At 72.9% G+C, this 13,701-nt stretch carries 14 protein-coding genes; 6 read left to right on the forward strand and 8 right to left on the reverse strand.

The genetic code is table 11. From position 1 onward, the window contains the following. Positions 1-88: 88 nt before the first annotated feature. On the forward strand, positions 89-415 hold the full coding sequence (locus tag ACIQU3_RS27900; RefSeq protein WP_403732053.1) for a nuclear transport factor 2 family protein: 327 nt from the start codon (positions 89-91) through the stop codon (positions 413-415). A 261-nt stretch (positions 416-676) separates the two neighbouring features. Here the strand turns inward: ACIQU3_RS27900 and ACIQU3_RS27905 are convergent, their stop codons facing one another. Beyond that, entirely contained in the window at positions 677-1,435 is a 759-nt protein-coding gene (locus ACIQU3_RS27905; protein WP_403732056.1) for an SDR family oxidoreductase, read from the reverse strand. Between the two features lie 118 nt (positions 1,436-1,553). Next, on the reverse strand, positions 1,554-2,576 hold the full coding sequence (locus ACIQU3_RS27910) for a Gfo/Idh/MocA family protein (protein WP_403732059.1): 1,023 nt from the start codon (positions 2,574-2,576) through the stop codon (positions 1,554-1,556). Between the two features lie 85 nt (positions 2,577-2,661). Here ACIQU3_RS27910 and ACIQU3_RS27915 point away from each other — a divergent pair, with 85 nt between their 5' ends. The 3 genes from ACIQU3_RS27915 to ACIQU3_RS27925 all read left to right on the forward strand — a co-directional run bounded on the left by ACIQU3_RS27915 (position 2,662) and on the right by ACIQU3_RS27925 (position 6,205). Further along, positions 2,662-3,969 (forward strand): multidrug effflux MFS transporter, encoded by a 1,308-nt coding sequence (locus ACIQU3_RS27915; RefSeq protein ID WP_403732062.1) that lies wholly within the window; start codon positions 2,662-2,664, stop codon positions 3,967-3,969. Then, positions 3,912-5,090, forward strand: coding sequence for a serine hydrolase domain-containing protein (locus ACIQU3_RS27920; RefSeq protein ID WP_403928263.1), 1,179 nt, complete (start codon positions 3,912-3,914; stop codon positions 5,088-5,090). The genes ACIQU3_RS27915 and ACIQU3_RS27920 overlap by 58 nt, the downstream gene beginning before the upstream one ends. A 131-nt stretch (positions 5,091-5,221) precedes the next feature. Further along, positions 5,222-6,205, forward strand: coding sequence for a small ribosomal subunit Rsm22 family protein (locus ACIQU3_RS27925; protein WP_403928266.1), 984 nt, complete (start codon positions 5,222-5,224; stop codon positions 6,203-6,205). A gap of 33 nt (positions 6,206-6,238) precedes the next feature. On the opposite strand, the gene ACIQU3_RS27930 is transcribed toward ACIQU3_RS27925, so the two are convergent. Both ACIQU3_RS27930 and ACIQU3_RS27935 read right to left on the reverse strand, forming a co-directional pair. Beyond that, positions 6,239-7,582 (reverse strand): S28 family serine protease, encoded by a 1,344-nt coding sequence (locus ACIQU3_RS27930; RefSeq protein ID WP_403732074.1) that lies wholly within the window; start codon positions 7,580-7,582, stop codon positions 6,239-6,241. A 131-nt stretch (positions 7,583-7,713) separates the two neighbouring features. Continuing rightward, a complete protein-coding gene (locus ACIQU3_RS27935) occupies positions 7,714-7,923 on the reverse strand; it encodes a DUF6243 family protein (RefSeq protein WP_403732078.1) in 210 nt (69 codons plus the stop codon). 105 nt (positions 7,924-8,028) lie between these two features. On the opposite strand from ACIQU3_RS27935, the gene ACIQU3_RS27940 reads away from it, so the two are divergent. Next, complete coding sequence (locus ACIQU3_RS27940; RefSeq protein ID WP_403732081.1) at positions 8,029-8,679, forward strand: TetR/AcrR family transcriptional regulator; 651 nt, start codon at positions 8,029-8,031, stop codon at positions 8,677-8,679. Here ACIQU3_RS27940 and ACIQU3_RS27945 read toward each other — a convergent pair. Beyond that, positions 8,658-9,515 (reverse strand): glycerophosphodiester phosphodiesterase, encoded by an 858-nt coding sequence (locus ACIQU3_RS27945; protein WP_403732084.1) that lies wholly within the window; start codon positions 9,513-9,515, stop codon positions 8,658-8,660. The two genes, ACIQU3_RS27940 and ACIQU3_RS27945, sit on opposite strands and share 22 nt — an antisense overlap. A 207-nt stretch (positions 9,516-9,722) precedes the next feature. Between ACIQU3_RS27945 and ACIQU3_RS27950 the strand changes: the two genes are divergently transcribed. Then, positions 9,723-10,460: a bifunctional DNA primase/polymerase gene (locus ACIQU3_RS27950; protein ID WP_403732088.1), complete on the forward strand. Its 738-nt coding sequence runs from the start codon at positions 9,723-9,725 to the stop codon at positions 10,458-10,460. 39 nt (positions 10,461-10,499) lie between these two features. On the opposite strand, the gene ACIQU3_RS27955 is transcribed toward ACIQU3_RS27950, so the two are convergent. From ACIQU3_RS27955 to efeB, 3 genes are all read right to left on the reverse strand, one after another. Continuing rightward, entirely contained in the window at positions 10,500-11,492 is a 993-nt protein-coding gene (locus ACIQU3_RS27955; protein ID WP_403732091.1) for a hypothetical protein, read from the reverse strand. A 131-nt stretch (positions 11,493-11,623) separates the two neighbouring features. Then, positions 11,624-12,457, reverse strand: coding sequence for an iron uptake transporter permease EfeU (gene efeU / locus ACIQU3_RS27960; RefSeq protein ID WP_403732096.1), 834 nt, complete (start codon positions 12,455-12,457; stop codon positions 11,624-11,626). Between the two features lie 5 nt (positions 12,458-12,462). Further along, positions 12,463-13,701 carry an iron uptake transporter deferrochelatase/peroxidase subunit gene (gene efeB, locus ACIQU3_RS27965; RefSeq protein ID WP_403732099.1) on the reverse strand — a complete coding sequence of 413 codons (1,239 nt, stop codon included), beginning with the start codon at positions 13,699-13,701 and terminating at the stop codon, positions 12,463-12,465.

Here is a 13,701-nt window from a genome sequence, read left to right on the forward strand (position 1 = left end):
ACCGCGCGACACCCGGCGGGCGCGTCCGCCGACGCCGTTCGGGTGGCACCGGTGGCGTGGGGCGGGGGCCGGTACGAGTCTGGCTCGTATGACGATTCAGACCACGCGCCTCAGCGATCCGGCCGTCCGGGCCTTCGTGACCGCCGTGAACAACCACGACCGCGAGAGGTTCATGGAGCTCCTCGCGCCGGGCGCGACCATGACGGACGACGGCTCCGACCGTGACCTCGCCGACTGGGTGGACCGGGAGATCTTCTCCTCCCACGGCCACATGGAGGTCGACAACGAGTCCAACGGCGGCCGTTCCCTCCTCGCCCGCTACAGCAACGACACCTGGGGCGAGATGCGCACCCGGTGGAGTTTCCAGGTGGACGAGGACGGCAGGATCACGCGCTTCGAGACCGGGCAGGCCTGAATTCCCCTGCGCGGGAGTCTGTAGCGGCAGCCGTTCCACGTGCACCGGTGCGTACTCCGCGGTCCCTCGCGGAATCCACCCCCACCCGGTGCCGTGGAACGGCTGCCGCCTCCCCCCTGGAATTGGCCAACGGAAGTGCTCCACTCCAAGTGTGAAGCTTCTGTGTAGGAGAGTTGAGCATAATTCCCCTACCGGCCGCAATGGGGCGGAGGTTTCTATTCCGTTTGTGCAGGTTGACGAGTTGACGAACTCGCCGTGCGCTCAGCCGCGTCCGACGTACGGCATCGCCGTCGCCAGTACGGTCGCGAACTGCACGTTCGCCTCCAGTGGCAGCTCGGCCATGTGCCGCACCGTGCGGGCCACGTCCGCGACGTCCATCACCGGTTCCGGGGCGACTTCCCCGTTTGCCTGCAGCGCTCCGGTCTGCATACGGGACGTCATGTCGGTGGCCGCGTTGCCGATGTCGATCTGCCCCACCGCGATCCCGTACGGCCGGCCGTCCAGGGAGAGGGACTTCGTCAGCCCTGTCAGGGCGTGCTTGGTCGCCGTGTAGGCCACCGAGTGCGGACGGGGCGTGTGCGCGGAGATCGAGCCGTTGTTGATGATCCGGCCGCCCTGCGGATCCTGCTCCTTCATCTGCCGGTACGCCGCCTGCGCGCACAGGAACGCCCCGTTGAGGTTGGTGTCCACCACGTGCCGCCAGGCCTCGTAGGGCAGCTCCTCGACCGGCACGCCGCCGGGTCCGAACGTACCCGCGTTGTTGAACAGCAGATCGACCCGGCCGAAGCGCTCGACGGTGGCGGCGAACAGGGCGTTCACGTCCTCGGGGCGTGCGACGTCCGTGCGTACCGCCACAGACGCGGCCCCGGGTGCCAGTGCCGCCGTCTCCTCCAGTGTCTCCGCGCGCCGGCCCGCCAGCGCCACCGACCAGCCCGTGCGCAGCAGTTCCACGGCGACCGCCCGGCCGATGCCGGAACCCGCCCCGGTCACCACCGCGATCGCATTGTCCTTGGCATTCATGGGCCCGCAGCGTACGGGAGCGCCCCGGTGCCCCGGTGGCTCCGATGACCTCGCTGGCTCCGATGACCTCGGTGGCCTCGGCGGCTTCGTGATCCCGCCGCCCCGGCGGGACGAAGGCTCAGGCGGGCGTGAGTTCCGGCTCGCCCGTCTCGTCGGGGTAGCGGACGCCGACGCGGTCCCGGATCGCGTCGAGCGTGCGCATCACGGCGAGCGTGCCGTCGAGCGGGACCAGCGGGGATTCGGTCTCCCCGGCCCGCAGGGCCCGCATCACCTCGAGCGCCTCGTGACGCATGCTGTTGCGCGGCCCGTCCACCGGGTCGGCCGTGAACTCCTCGGCGTCCCGGCCGTCCCGGTGCAGGACGAAACGGTCCGGGAAGAAGAAGCCGTGCGGGACGTCGATCCGGCCCTCGGAGCCGGTGACCGAGGCAGAGGTCGCCGTACCGCCCACGATGGAGCAGTGCACCGAACCGAGCGCGCCGCTGTCGAACGACAGCACCGCCGCCGTCTGGAGGTCGACGCCCTCCTCGGAGAGCACCGCCCGAGCCGCGACGTCCGACGGCTCCCCGAGCAGCAGCTGCGCGAACGACACCGGGTACACGCCGAGGTCGAGCAGCGCGCCGCCGCCCAGCCGCGGGTTGCGCAGCCGGTGCGAGGGCGGGAAGGGGCCGGCCAGCCCGAAGTCGGCCTGGACGCTGCGCACCTCGCCGATCGCCCCGTCGTCGACCAGCGCCTTGAGCCGCCGTACCAGCGGGTTGCAGTACATCCACATCGCCTCCATCAGGAAGCGCCCGTGTTCCCGCGCCAGCGCGACGAGTTCCTCCGCCTCGCGCACGTTCAGCGTGAAGGGCTTCTCGCACAGCACGTTCCGCCCGGCCGCCAGACACAGCCCGGCCGCGGCCCGGTGGGCGGTGTGCGGGGTGGCGACGTAGACGACATCGATGTCCTCGTCGTGCGCGAGCGTGTTCCAGTCGCCGTAGACCCGGGGTATCCCGAAGCGCTCCGCGAACGCCTTCGCCGACTCCGGCGACCGCGACGCCACGGCCACGACCTCCGCGTCCGGCAGGTCGATCAGATCCGCGGTGAACGCCGCCGCGATCCCCCCGGTCGCCAGGATCCCCCACCGCACCGTGTCCGCCGTCATACCGCCCCGCCTCCACCTCGCGACCCCGAGCACTGCGTACGAGCTGAGAGCATAGGTGGCGATCGACTCGGAGAGGGAGGGACTCATGCCCGAGGGTGGGGCGTCCATATCGAAGACCTCGCAGGAGGCCGCGGCCGGGACGGAGCACTCCGACCGCACACCGCACCGCCGCACCGGGCTCCTGGTCACCTTCCTGCTCGGAAGCCTGACCGCTGTGCCCCCGCTGGCGATGGACATGTACCTCCCGTCCCTGCCGCAGGTCACCCGTTCCCTGCACGCGCCCGCCGCGACCGTCCAGCTGACGCTCACCGCCTGCCTGGCCGGCATGGCGCTCGGGCAGCTGGTGGTCGGGCCGATGAGCGACCGCTGGGGACGCCGCCGCCCGCTGCTCGCCGGGCTCGCGGTCTTCGTCGTCGCCACCGTCCTGTGCGCGCTCGCGCCCACCGTGGAGCTGCTGGTGGCGTTCCGGCTGGCCCAGGGGCTCGCGGGCGCCGCCGCCATCGTCATCGCCCGGGCCGTCGTCCGCGACCTCTACGACGGCATGGCCATGGCCCGCTTCTTCTCCACCCTCATGCTGATCTCCGGGGTCGCCCCCATCGTGGCGCCGCTCATCGGCGGGCAGGTCCTGCGCGTCACGGACTGGCGGGGCGTGTTCGTCGTCCTCACCGCCATCGGTGTGCTGATCGGGGTCCTGGTCTGGGCGAGGCTGCCCGAGACGCTGGAACCCGCCGAGCGGCACAGCGGCGGCGTCGGCGAGGCCCTGCGCGCGATGCGCGGCCTGCTGGCCGACCGCGCCTTCGCCGGATACATGCTCGCCGGCGGCTTCGCCTTCGCCGCGCTCTTCGCCTACATCTCCGCGTCCCCGTTCGTCATCCAGGAGATCTACGGCGCCTCTCCGCAGACGTTCAGCCTGCTGTTCGGCGTCAACTCGGTCGGACTGGTCCTCGTCGGCCAGATCAACGGCAAGATCCTGGTCGGCCGGGTCAGTCTGGACCGGGTGCTGGGCGTCGGTCTCGCGATCGTCATCACCGCCGCGACCGCGCTGCTGCTGATGTCCCTGGGCGTCTTCGGCGAGGTCGGTCTGGTGCCGGTCGCCGGCGCGCTGTTCGTGCTGATGTCCGCGATGGGCGTCACCCTGCCCAACACCCAGGCGCTCGCCCTGATGCGCACCCAGCACGCGGCCGGCTCCGCGTCGGCCCTGCTCGGCACGTCCTCCTTCCTCATCGGCGCGATCGCCTCCCCGCTCGTCGGCGTCGCCGGGGAGGACACCGCCCTCCCGATGGCCGTCGTCCAACTGGCCGCCGCACTGGTGGCACTGGCCTGCTTCATGGGAATGTGCCGACCCTGGAAGAAGGAGAGCAGCCGCCCGCGCGCGGAGGGAGCAGTCAGCTGAGCGCACCGAGACTGCGCGACGGCACGCCGGAGCGGGCCGGACTGGACCCCGGGGAACTGCGCCACCTCGTCCGGGAGGTCCACGTCCTCACCACCGGGCAGCGCCCCTGGGCCCCGGGAGCGGTCCTGGTCGTCGGGCGCGGCCCGGTGATCGCGGTGGAGGAGGCGGCGGGCTGGGCCGTCCGCTACGCGGCCTACGACCCCGAGGCCGACGCCGGGGTGGAGCTGCCCGCCGGGGAACGGGTCCCCATGACCGTCGGCACGCCCTTCGACCTGGCGTCCCTCACCAAACTGTTCACGTCCGTGGCCGCCGTGCAGCAGATCGAGCGGGGCACGCTCGGCATCGACGCGAAGGTCGGGGCGTACCTGCCCGACTTCACGGCGGCCGCCCGGCACGGCATCACCGTACGGCAGCTGCTCACGCACACCTCCGGGCTGCGGCCCGAACTGCCGCTGTACGACTGCCCCGACGACACGCAGCGGCTGGCGATGCTCCAGGCGGAGCCGCCCGTGGAGGTGCCGGGCACGTACCGCTACTCCGACCTGAACATGCTGCTTTTGCAGCACGTCCTGGAACGCGTCAGCGGCCGCACGCTCGACGTCCTCTTCCGGGACGGCATCACCCGGCCGCTGGGCATGACGGCGACGGACTTCGGGCCGTGCCCGGGCGCCGCGGCGACGGAGGACCAGCGGCGGCCCTGGGCCAAGGCGGACCGGGGGATGCTGCGGGGCGAGGTCCACGACGAGAACGCCTGGGCGCTCGGGGGTGTGGCCGGCCACGCGGGTCTGTTCTCCACCGGCCGGGACCTCGCGGTGTTCTGCCGGACCCTCCTCGCGGGCGGCTCGTACGGCCCCGCCCGCATCCTCGGCCCCGACTTCGTCGAGCTGCTCTTCACCCCGCCCGGCCTGGGGTTCTCGCTCGACCAGCCCTGGTTCATGGGCGACCTGGCGGGCCGCGGCGCGGCGGGCCACACCGGCTTCACGGGCACGTCCCTGGTCCTGGACCGTGCCACGGACACGTTTCTGATCCTCCTCACCAACGCCGTCCACCCGCGCCGCCGCCGCCCGGACAGCGCACCCAGTGCGGCAGCGGCCTCACGGGTGGCACGGGCGGTGCGGTGAGGTCCGGGGCGTGGCCCGGACCAGGGGAGACGGTCAGCGGCCGGTGTGGGGAACGAGGCGCCGGACCGTGCCCACCGCCCTCCGGAACGCGCGCCGCCCGGGGTCCTGCGCGCGCCTCGTAGAATCGCCGGGTGAACGCCCCCGCACCCCCGGCCGAAAACCTCCGTGCCGCCCTCGCCGGTCTGCTCGACGGGCTGCCGCCGCGGCAGGCCGCGCAGGCCGTGGAGCGGCTGATCAGCAACTACCGGGGGGCCACCCCGACCGACGCGCCCATCCTCCGGGACCGGGCCGACGTCGCCGCCTACGCCGCCTACCGGATGCCCGCGACCTTCGAGGCCGTGCGCGCCGCGCTGGAGGCGTTCGCCGAGGCCGCTCCCGCGTGGGTGCCCGGCGGGCACACCGACCTCGGCGGCGGCACCGGTGCCGCCGCCTGGGCCGTGAGCGCGGTATGGGGCGGGCGTCGACCCGTCACCGTGCTCGACTGGGCGGAACCCGCGCTCGCCCTCGGGCGCGAGATCGCCGCGGCCAACCCGGAGCTGAGGGACGTCCGCTGGCAGCGCTCGCGGATCGGAGCGGCCCTCACCCTGGAGAGCACGGACCTCGTCACCGTCTCCTACGTCCTGAACGAGCTGACCGCCGCCGACCGCAGCGCCCTCGTCGACGCCGCCGCGGCCGCCGCACAGGCCGTCGTGATCGTCGAGCCGGGCACACCCGACGGCTACACCCGTCTCATCGAGGCCCGGGACCGGCTGATCACCGCCGGCTTCCGGATCGCCGCCCCCTGCCCGCACAGCGCCGCCTGCCCCATCGCCCCCGGCACCGACTGGTGCCACTTCTCCGCGCGGGTCAGCCGTTCCTCCCTGCACCGCCAGGTCAAGGGCGGCTCCCTCGCCTACGAGGACGAGAAGTTCGCCTACGTGGCAGCCGCCCGCTTCCCCGGAGAACCGGCACCCTCCCGGGTCGTCCGGCGCCCCCAGATCCGCAAGGGCCAGGTGCTCCTCGACCTGTGCGAGAGCGAACCGTCCCTGCGCCGCGCCACCGTCACCAAACGCCACGGCGACCTGTACAAGGCCGCCCGGGACGCAGACTGGGGAGACCCCTGGCCGCCCTCGTGATCCAGGGGGCTCCCGACGGACCTCCGCGGAGCCTCAGCCCTGCCTCGCCCAGCGGACCAGTGCGTCCTGTGCCCAGGCCCGGTCCGCGGGGCGCAGGTCCGCGAGATCGACGCCGTGGTTCCCGCCCGGTACCCACAACAGCCGTGAGTCCGGCCCTCCGGGGCGGAAGTGCTCGGCGACCGCCGGGTCCTGGGTGCCGTTGACGAACAGCAGCCTGCTTCCGCGCCGCCGTACCCAGCGGTCGATGTCGGGCATGGCGGCCCGGTCGAAGCGCAGGGGGACGTCCCGGGGGACGAAACTGCGTGCCTCGGCGGCGCCCGGGTGGCGGAGCAGGTCCGCGAGGTGGGCGGTGGGGAGGCTGCCGTACCCCAGCTGCGTGCCGATCTGGTACCAGTACGGGATGTAGTTCCGGGCCGAGGTGTCGGCGTACAGCGCCAGGCCCGTCGTGTCGTCCAGCCACGTGTACAGCTCGTCGTCCGTCGCCCCGGGGCCGGGGATCGCGGCGACATCGGCCGGGTTGCCGCGCTGCCAGAACATGAACGGCACGCGCAGCACGGCGATCTCGAATGCCTTGTCGGCGCTGCCGACGAGCCGGAAGGTGTCGCCGGTGGCGGCCGCCCGGGCCTCGTAGCGGGCGACCAGTGCGGCCCGGCGCAGCAGGATCGCCCGCTGGACCGCTTCGAGTGCCTTCCGGGCGGCGGGGGTGCCGACCGTCGCCAGGAAGCGGAGGTACGCGGAGTCGTCGCGGTCGTCGACATTGTTCGGGGCCGAGTGGACCAGCGTGCCGTCCACGTCGTGGGGGTGGAAGCGGCGGTGGTAGACGGCCGCCATGCCGCCCTTGCTGCTGCCGGTGGAGATCCACGCGCCGGGGTAGAGCCGGCGGAACAGCCGGACGACGCGGTGGTGGTCGTCGGCGGCCTGGCGGACGGTGAGGTGGGCGTAGCCGGGCTCCGCGGGGCGTGAGGCCCCGAAGTAGCGGTGCTCGACCTGGAGTTGGTTCGCGCCGAGCAGGACCGCCGGTTCGGTGCGGCGTGGGGTGAGGACCGCGTGGTAGCCGGTGCTGAACAGCACGGTGGGGCGGTCGGCGGCGGTGTGGAGCAGGGTGAGGCGCTGTTCGAAGGTGCCGGCGGCCGGGTTCGTGTGGTCGACCGGCTGACGCAGGCTCAGCACGAAGTGCCGGTACCCCGGTTCGGCGTCGTGCCGCTCCTCGATCAGACGCAGACCGGGCAGGGCCCGCAGCGCGTCGGCCACGTCGGCGTCCCCCGGACGGGCCGGGGCCGCCGCCCGCGCGAGGGGGGCCGTCGTGGCGGCGATTCCGACCGCCGGGACGGCCGTGACCGCCGAGGTGAGCAGCCGTCGTCTGGTCCATACGGTCATGAGCCGAGTCCTCCCGGGTGTCCTTGCGGTGGATGTCCGCCGCCGTCGGCCGCGACCGTCCCAGTACATCCGCCGGACCACCCGGGAGGATCCCGCGTGCGGGGGGCTGCTCTCCCTCGCGTGGGGGAGGCTCACGAGCCCTGACCGGTCGTGTCCTCCTCCCGTACGTCCCCCTGCTGTCGCTTCTCCTGGAGCTTGCGCAGCAGTTCGCGCTTCTGGGCCTGCGGGTCGAGACCGCCGCCGATCCGGCCGCCCCGGCCGTCACCGCGCAGCGCCCTGCGGCCGAGGTTCCTGCGCGATCCGCCGACACCCAGCATGTTTCCGGCTCCGCCTCGGGTCATCCCGGGCTCCTTCCATCGCCACTCTCGCGACGAGACGGTTCGTCTCGCTCTTGTCGCCCCACTGTCCGCGAGACGCTCCGTCTTGTCAACTGATAAATTCGGCCCATGGCCGTCCAGAAGTCCACCCAGTCCACTCAGCCCGCCCCCGGCAGGCCCGCCCCCGACTCCACCCGGCGCAGCGAGAAGTCCCGCCGCGCCATCTACGACGCCGCCCTCGCGCTCGTCGTCGAGGCCGGCTACCAGAGGACCACCATCGAGGGCATCGCCTCCCGCGCCGGCGTCGGCAAACAGACGATCTACCGCTGGTGGCCGTCCAAGGCGGACGTCCTGATGGAGGCGTTTCTCGACCTGGCCGAGCGGTCCACGCGGGAGGCCGGACAGGCGCCGCACGCCTTCCCGGACACCGGCGACCTCGCCGCCGACCTGAAGTCGGTCCTGCGCGCCACCGTCGACGAACTGCGCGACCCCAGGTTCGAGGCGCCCTCGCGCGCGCTGGCCGCCGAGGGCGTCGTCAACGAGAAGTTCGGGCGCGAGCTCGTGGCCAAGCTCCTGCAGCCCTCACTCGACCTCTACATCGCCCGGCTGCGCGCCGCACAGGACGCCGGACAGGTGCGGCCCGGGGTCGACCCGCGCATCGCTCTGGAGCTCTTCGTCTCCCCGCTCGCCCAGCGCTGGCTCCAGTACACGGGCCCGATCTCCCACGAGTACACCGACACCCTCGTCGACTACGCCCTTCACGGCCTGGCCCCACGCTGAGCGGCCCGGGCGAGGCGCCCCGGCGCATCCGTGATCACGCCGTCGCAGCCCAGCGCCAGCACCCGGTCCCGCTGCGCGTCCGTCACCACGGTGTGCGCCCACACCCGGGAGATCCCCGAGCGCACCGCCCGCACCAGATCCGCGTCCCGCGCCCGGTGGTCCACGTCCAGCAGATCCACGTACGACCGCCAGCGCTCCGGGCGGTCCGTGCGCAGCTGCCGCGCCGAGCGCCACAACTGCGTCAGCAGGCCGAGGCGGTGCACGCGCCGGGCCACCTCGGGGTCGTTGGAGTTCACGAACACCGAGCGGGTCAGGCCGCGGGCCCGGATCAGCTCGGCCAGCCGGTCGAGGCTGCGCGGGTCCTTGGCCTCCAGCATCAGCACGATCCGCCCGCCGAAACGGTCCAGCACCTCGGCGACCGTCGGCGGCCGCTCCGACCGCCAGCTCCCGGGCAGCCGGTCCTTCGGGCGCAGCCGTACCCCCTGCCACTCCCGGGCGTCCAGGCCGCGCACCTCGCCACCCAGGTAGGTGGTGCGGTTCAGGGTCTCGTCGTGGAACACCACCGGCGTGCCGTCGCGCAGCAGCCGGGTGTCGAAGTCCAGCACCTGCGCCGTCCCGCGCTGGTAGGCGGCCGTCAGTCCCGCCATGCTGTTCTCGGGGACCTCGCGGGCGCCGCCGCGGTGCGCGACGTACGTGACCCGGGGCAGGGCCGCCGCCGTCAGCGGGCCCGCACCCCACTCCAGCGGGGCCGGGGCGCGGCCGCCCGGTCCCGTCAGGGCCAGCGAGACCACGGACGCCACGGAGGCCAGACCCGACAACGCGATCCTTGTGACCATGATGATCACGGTAGGGCGCCATGTCATGGCAAAGCAGGCAATGACACCCGATCACGGTGGACAGCGGGGCACGCCGTTCTCATCCCGTCGGGCACCCCGTGCGCGGTGCGTCCGTCCTGTCCCGGATGTGGGCACTGGCCCCCCGGTGCGCGGGAAGATGGGACGATGAGGCATGCTGTTCCGCACGACGGCGAGGCGAGGGGATAGATGAGCGCGGAGTTCGGCGGCCGGACCGGCCTGCAGGGCAAACTCACCCAGTGGCTGCGCGCCGGGCGCCGGCCGAAGGAGACCGCCGGGGACGGCGGCCGTGAGGCCCTGCTGCTCGCCGCCGCCGGCGCGGGACTGCCCCTCGCGCCCGCCGCCCACCCGGCCGGCTACCGCTGCTCGTGCGACCGGGTCGGCTGTCCGACCCCCGCCCGGCACCCGGTGTCCTTCGCCTGGCAGACGCAGTCGACCACCGACCGCGCCCAGATCGAGCGCTGGGCCCGCCACCAGACGCAGGCCAACTTCATCACCGCGACCGGCATGGTGCACGACGTCCTCGACGTGCCCCTCGATGCCGGTCGCGACGCGTTGGAGCGGCTGCTCGCCGCCGATGTCGAGGTCGGACCGGTCGCCGAGAGCGACGACGGCCGCCTGCTGTTCTTCACGCTCACCCGGGGCACACCCGAGGACGAGGACGAGTGGTGGCCGTGCGAACTGGACTGCCACCCCGAGACGATGGACGAACACCCCGGGCTGCGCTGGCACTGCCGGGGCTCCTACGTCCTGGTGCCACCGGCGCGGCTGCCCGGTGAGGAGCAGGGCGTGCGGTGGGTGCGCGGGCCCGAGCACGCGCTGCCGGATCCGCTGAGCCTGCTGGAGGTGCTCACCGAGGTGTGCGGGCGCTACGCGGACGAGGACACCGGCCGGGCCGCCGGGGCGGGCTGGCCCCTGCGGCACTGAAAGCCGGCCGGCGACCCGGGGAGTGCGGGCCTGCCCGGCTTACGAGCCCTCTGCCGACGTCAGCCCCTGGATCCTGCCCAGGATCGTCACCTTGCCCGGGCCCTCGGGGTCCAGCGCCACCTCGTTGGAGACGAACTCCATGGTGAGGGACTGCTTGATCTCGCCCTTCGTCAGGGCCAGGACGTCCTTGTTGGGAGCCGGGACGGACGTGCCCGCGTAGGCGGTCTGCTTCTCGTAGTGCCGGGTGGTGAAGAACACCAGTGCCCCGCCGTCCGTGGTGCGCAGTGCCAGCGGTGCGTAGTCGCCGTTCGTCAGCGGCTCGTCGATGTACTGGGTGACCATGCCCGGCTTCTTGCGGTTCTTCTCGCGCAGGGCGCGCCACCGGCTGGTGTGGACGCCGTCCGTGAAGGTCTCTCCGCCGCTCTTGAGGTACGTGGTGTACGACCGGCTCAGGTCGCCGGGGGCGGTGGCCAGGCCGGTGGAGCGGGCCGGGACGGACTCGGCCCAGCCGTCGGCGTCCTTCTTGAACTGCGGGACCTTGCCCGGGGCGACGAGCGTCAGGTACGCCACCTGGAAGGGGTCGTCCAGGCCGCTGCGGGTGAAGACCAGCAGCCAGCGGGCGGTGCCGCCCTTGTTGCCGGCCGCGTCGGCGACGAACCAGCGGGGCCAGCCGGCCTTCTTGGGAATCGTGAACTTCGCGTCCGTCAGTTCCAGCGGGGTGTGGCGGGGGTTGCCGTCCGGGTTGTTCGCCTTCCCGGCCTTGAGGCGGGCCGAGTCGATGTCGGCGAGGGCGCCCGTGGTGTGGTCGGCGTCCAGGGCGCCGTCGTAGGCCTTGTCGGCCTCGTTGTAGGCGGTCGTGAACTCCTGGAGGGCCTTGGCGGCTTCGGCGCGGGTCGTGGACGGGAGGACCTCACGTTCGCCGTGCACCACGACGCATCCACTGGCCGTCAGCGACAAAGCGGTCACCGAGGTTGCTATGAGGGCGCTCCGGGCGGGCCTGCGGAGCGTTCGAGGGTCGCGATCCCTGCTCATCGGGTACCTTCACCTTCCCCTTTCCGGAGGCGAACCCTACCGGGTGCCTCCGGCGGCCGGGCCGGGGGTGGGACTGCGGCCGGGGCGCTTCGGCCGTCACCGGGGCGCGGGCCGCGCCCGGCCCGGGGACGTCACACCTTGTCGCGTACCGGGGCCGGTGTCGTCGTCCGGGCCGGGGCCAGGAACAGGGCCAGGGTCGGGATCAAGTACAGGAGCCAGACCGCGACTTGGAGCGTGGTGGGGTCGGGCTGGAAGTTGAGGACGCCCTTGAGGAGCGTGCCGTACCAGCTGTCCGGCGGGATCGTGCCGGAGATGTCGAAGGCCTTGTCGGTGAGGCCGGGCAGGAAGTCGGCCTCCTGGAGGTCGTGGAAGCCGTAGGCCAGGACGCCGGCCGCGACGACCACCAGCATGCCGCCGGTCCACGTGAAGAACTTCGCCAGGTTGATGCGCAGCGCGCCCCGGTAGAACAGCCAGCCCAGCAGGACCGCCGTGAGGAGGCCCAGGGCGACGCCCAGCAGGGGACGCGGTGTGCCGTCGCTCGCCGCGTGGACCGAGGCCCACACGAACAGGGCCGTCTCCAGGCCCTCCCGGCCCACCGCGAGGAACGCCGTGGCGACCAGTGCGCCGGTGCCCATCGCCAGGGCGGCGTCGAGCCGGCCGTGCAGCTCCGACTTCAGGTGCCGGGCCGTGCGGCGCATCCAGAACACCATCCACGTCACCAGGCCGACCGCGAGGATGGAGAGGGACCCGCCCAGGGCCTCCTGGGCCTGGAACGTCAGCTCCTGGGAGCCGAATTCGAGGGCGCAGCCGAAGCCGAACGCGAGGGCGATCGCGACGGCTATCCCGGCCCAGATCGGCTTCAGGGCGTCCCTGCGGCCGGTCTTGACCAGGTAGGCGATGAGGATGCAGACGACGAGGCTCGCCTCCAGGCCCTCGCGCAGACCGATCAGGTAGTTGGAGAACATCGGGTCTACGCCTCCTCGGAGAACAGCGTGCGGCCCCACCAGTCGTCCTTGTCGCGGACGCCCGGCGGGACGGCGAAGAGGGCCGAACCCACGTGCTGGATGTACTCGTTGAGCGCGTCCGCGGCCAGGCTGCGCTGGATGGGGATGAAGCCCTTGCGGACGTCGCGCTGGAACGCGAGGAAGAACAGGCCCGCGTCCAGGCGGCCGAGGCCGTCCGTGCCGTCGGTGAAGGAGTAGCCGCGGCGCAGGATCGTCGCCCCGTGGTTGGTGTGGGGGTGCGCGAGCCGGACATGGGCGTCGGGCTTCATCGCCTTCAGGAACGGCTCGTCGCGCTCCTTGGCCTTGCCGACCGGGGCGCCCTCGCCCTTGTCGCGGCCGAAGATGTCCTCCTGCTCCTGAAGCGAGGTGCGGTCCCAGGTCTCGATGTGCATGCGGATGCGGCGGGCGACCAGGTAGGAGCCGCCCTCCATCCAGGACGGGCCGTCCTTGCCGTCCACCCAGACGAACTTCTTCAGGCGGTCCGTCTCCGTGCCCGCGATGTTGCGGGTGCCGTCCTTGAAGCCCATCAGGTTGCGCGGTGTCTGCGCCTCGGGCGTGGTGGAGGAGGTCTTGCCGAAGCCGAGCTGCGACCACTTGATGACGACCTTGCCGAAGCCGATGCGCGCCAGGTTGCGGACGGCGTGCACCGCGACCTGGGGGTCGTCGGCGCAGGCCTGGATGCACAGGTCGCCGCCGCTGCGGTTCTTGTCGAGGTTGTCGCCGGCGAACTTCGGCAGGTCGACCAGGGCCTCCGGGCGGCGGTCCGCGAGGTCGAACTTCTCGAACAGGGAGGGGCCGAAGCCGATCGTGAGGGTCAGCCGGGAGGGCTTCAGGCCCAGCGCCTCGCCCGTGTCGTCCGGGGGAGCCTCGGCCAGACCGCCGTAGGCGCCCTCACCGACCGGGTGGCCGGCCGTCATGCGCCGGGCCGCCTCGGTCCAGTCCTTCAGCAGCCGGACGAAGGCCTCACGGTCGTCGGTCGTCACGTCGAACGCGGCGAAGTGCAGGCGGTCCTGGACCGGGGTGGCGATGCCCGCCTGGTGGGGCCCGTGGAAGGCGATCGCCGAGCCGGCCGCCGGTGCGGCGTCGTCCTCGGTGCGGGCCATCGCCACCGCGCCGCCCGCCGCGGCCGCGCCGAGCGCCAGGCCGGCGCCGCCCCAGCCGAGCAGGGAACGGCGGCTGGGGGAGGGGGAGTCGGTGTCCGCCAT

Source organism: Streptomyces sp. NPDC101110, from assembly GCF_044759525.1.
GTDB lineage: Bacteria > Actinomycetota > Actinomycetes > Streptomycetales > Streptomycetaceae > Streptomyces.

Coding starts and splice junctions, on each gene's coding strand:
- ACIQU3_RS27900 (WP_403732053.1), top strand. CDS start 89: ATGACGATTCAGACCACGCGCCTCAGCGATCCGGCCGTCCGGGCCTTC.
- ACIQU3_RS27910 (WP_403732059.1), bottom strand. CDS start 2,576: ATGACGGCGGACACGGTGCGGTGGGGGATCCTGGCGACCGGGGGGATC.
- efeB (WP_403732099.1), bottom strand. CDS start 13,701: ATGGCGGACACCGACTCCCCCTCCCCCAGCCGCCGTTCCCTGCTCGGC.
- ACIQU3_RS27950 (WP_403732088.1), top strand. CDS start 9,723: ATGAGCGCGGAGTTCGGCGGCCGGACCGGCCTGCAGGGCAAACTCACC.
- efeU (WP_403732096.1), bottom strand. CDS start 12,457: ATGTTCTCCAACTACCTGATCGGTCTGCGCGAGGGCCTGGAGGCGAGC.
- ACIQU3_RS27915 (WP_403732062.1), top strand. CDS start 2,662: ATGCCCGAGGGTGGGGCGTCCATATCGAAGACCTCGCAGGAGGCCGCG.
- ACIQU3_RS27945 (WP_403732084.1), bottom strand. CDS start 9,515: ATGGTCACAAGGATCGCGTTGTCGGGTCTGGCCTCCGTGGCGTCCGTG.
- ACIQU3_RS27905 (WP_403732056.1), bottom strand. CDS start 1,435: ATGAATGCCAAGGACAATGCGATCGCGGTGGTGACCGGGGCGGGTTCC.
- ACIQU3_RS27940 (WP_403732081.1), top strand. CDS start 8,029: ATGGCCGTCCAGAAGTCCACCCAGTCCACTCAGCCCGCCCCCGGCAGG.
- ACIQU3_RS27955 (WP_403732091.1), bottom strand. CDS start 11,492: ATGAGCAGGGATCGCGACCCTCGAACGCTCCGCAGGCCCGCCCGGAGC.
- ACIQU3_RS27935 (WP_403732078.1), bottom strand. CDS start 7,923: ATGACCCGAGGCGGAGCCGGAAACATGCTGGGTGTCGGCGGATCGCGC.
- ACIQU3_RS27930 (WP_403732074.1), bottom strand. CDS start 7,582: ATGACCGTATGGACCAGACGACGGCTGCTCACCTCGGCGGTCACGGCC.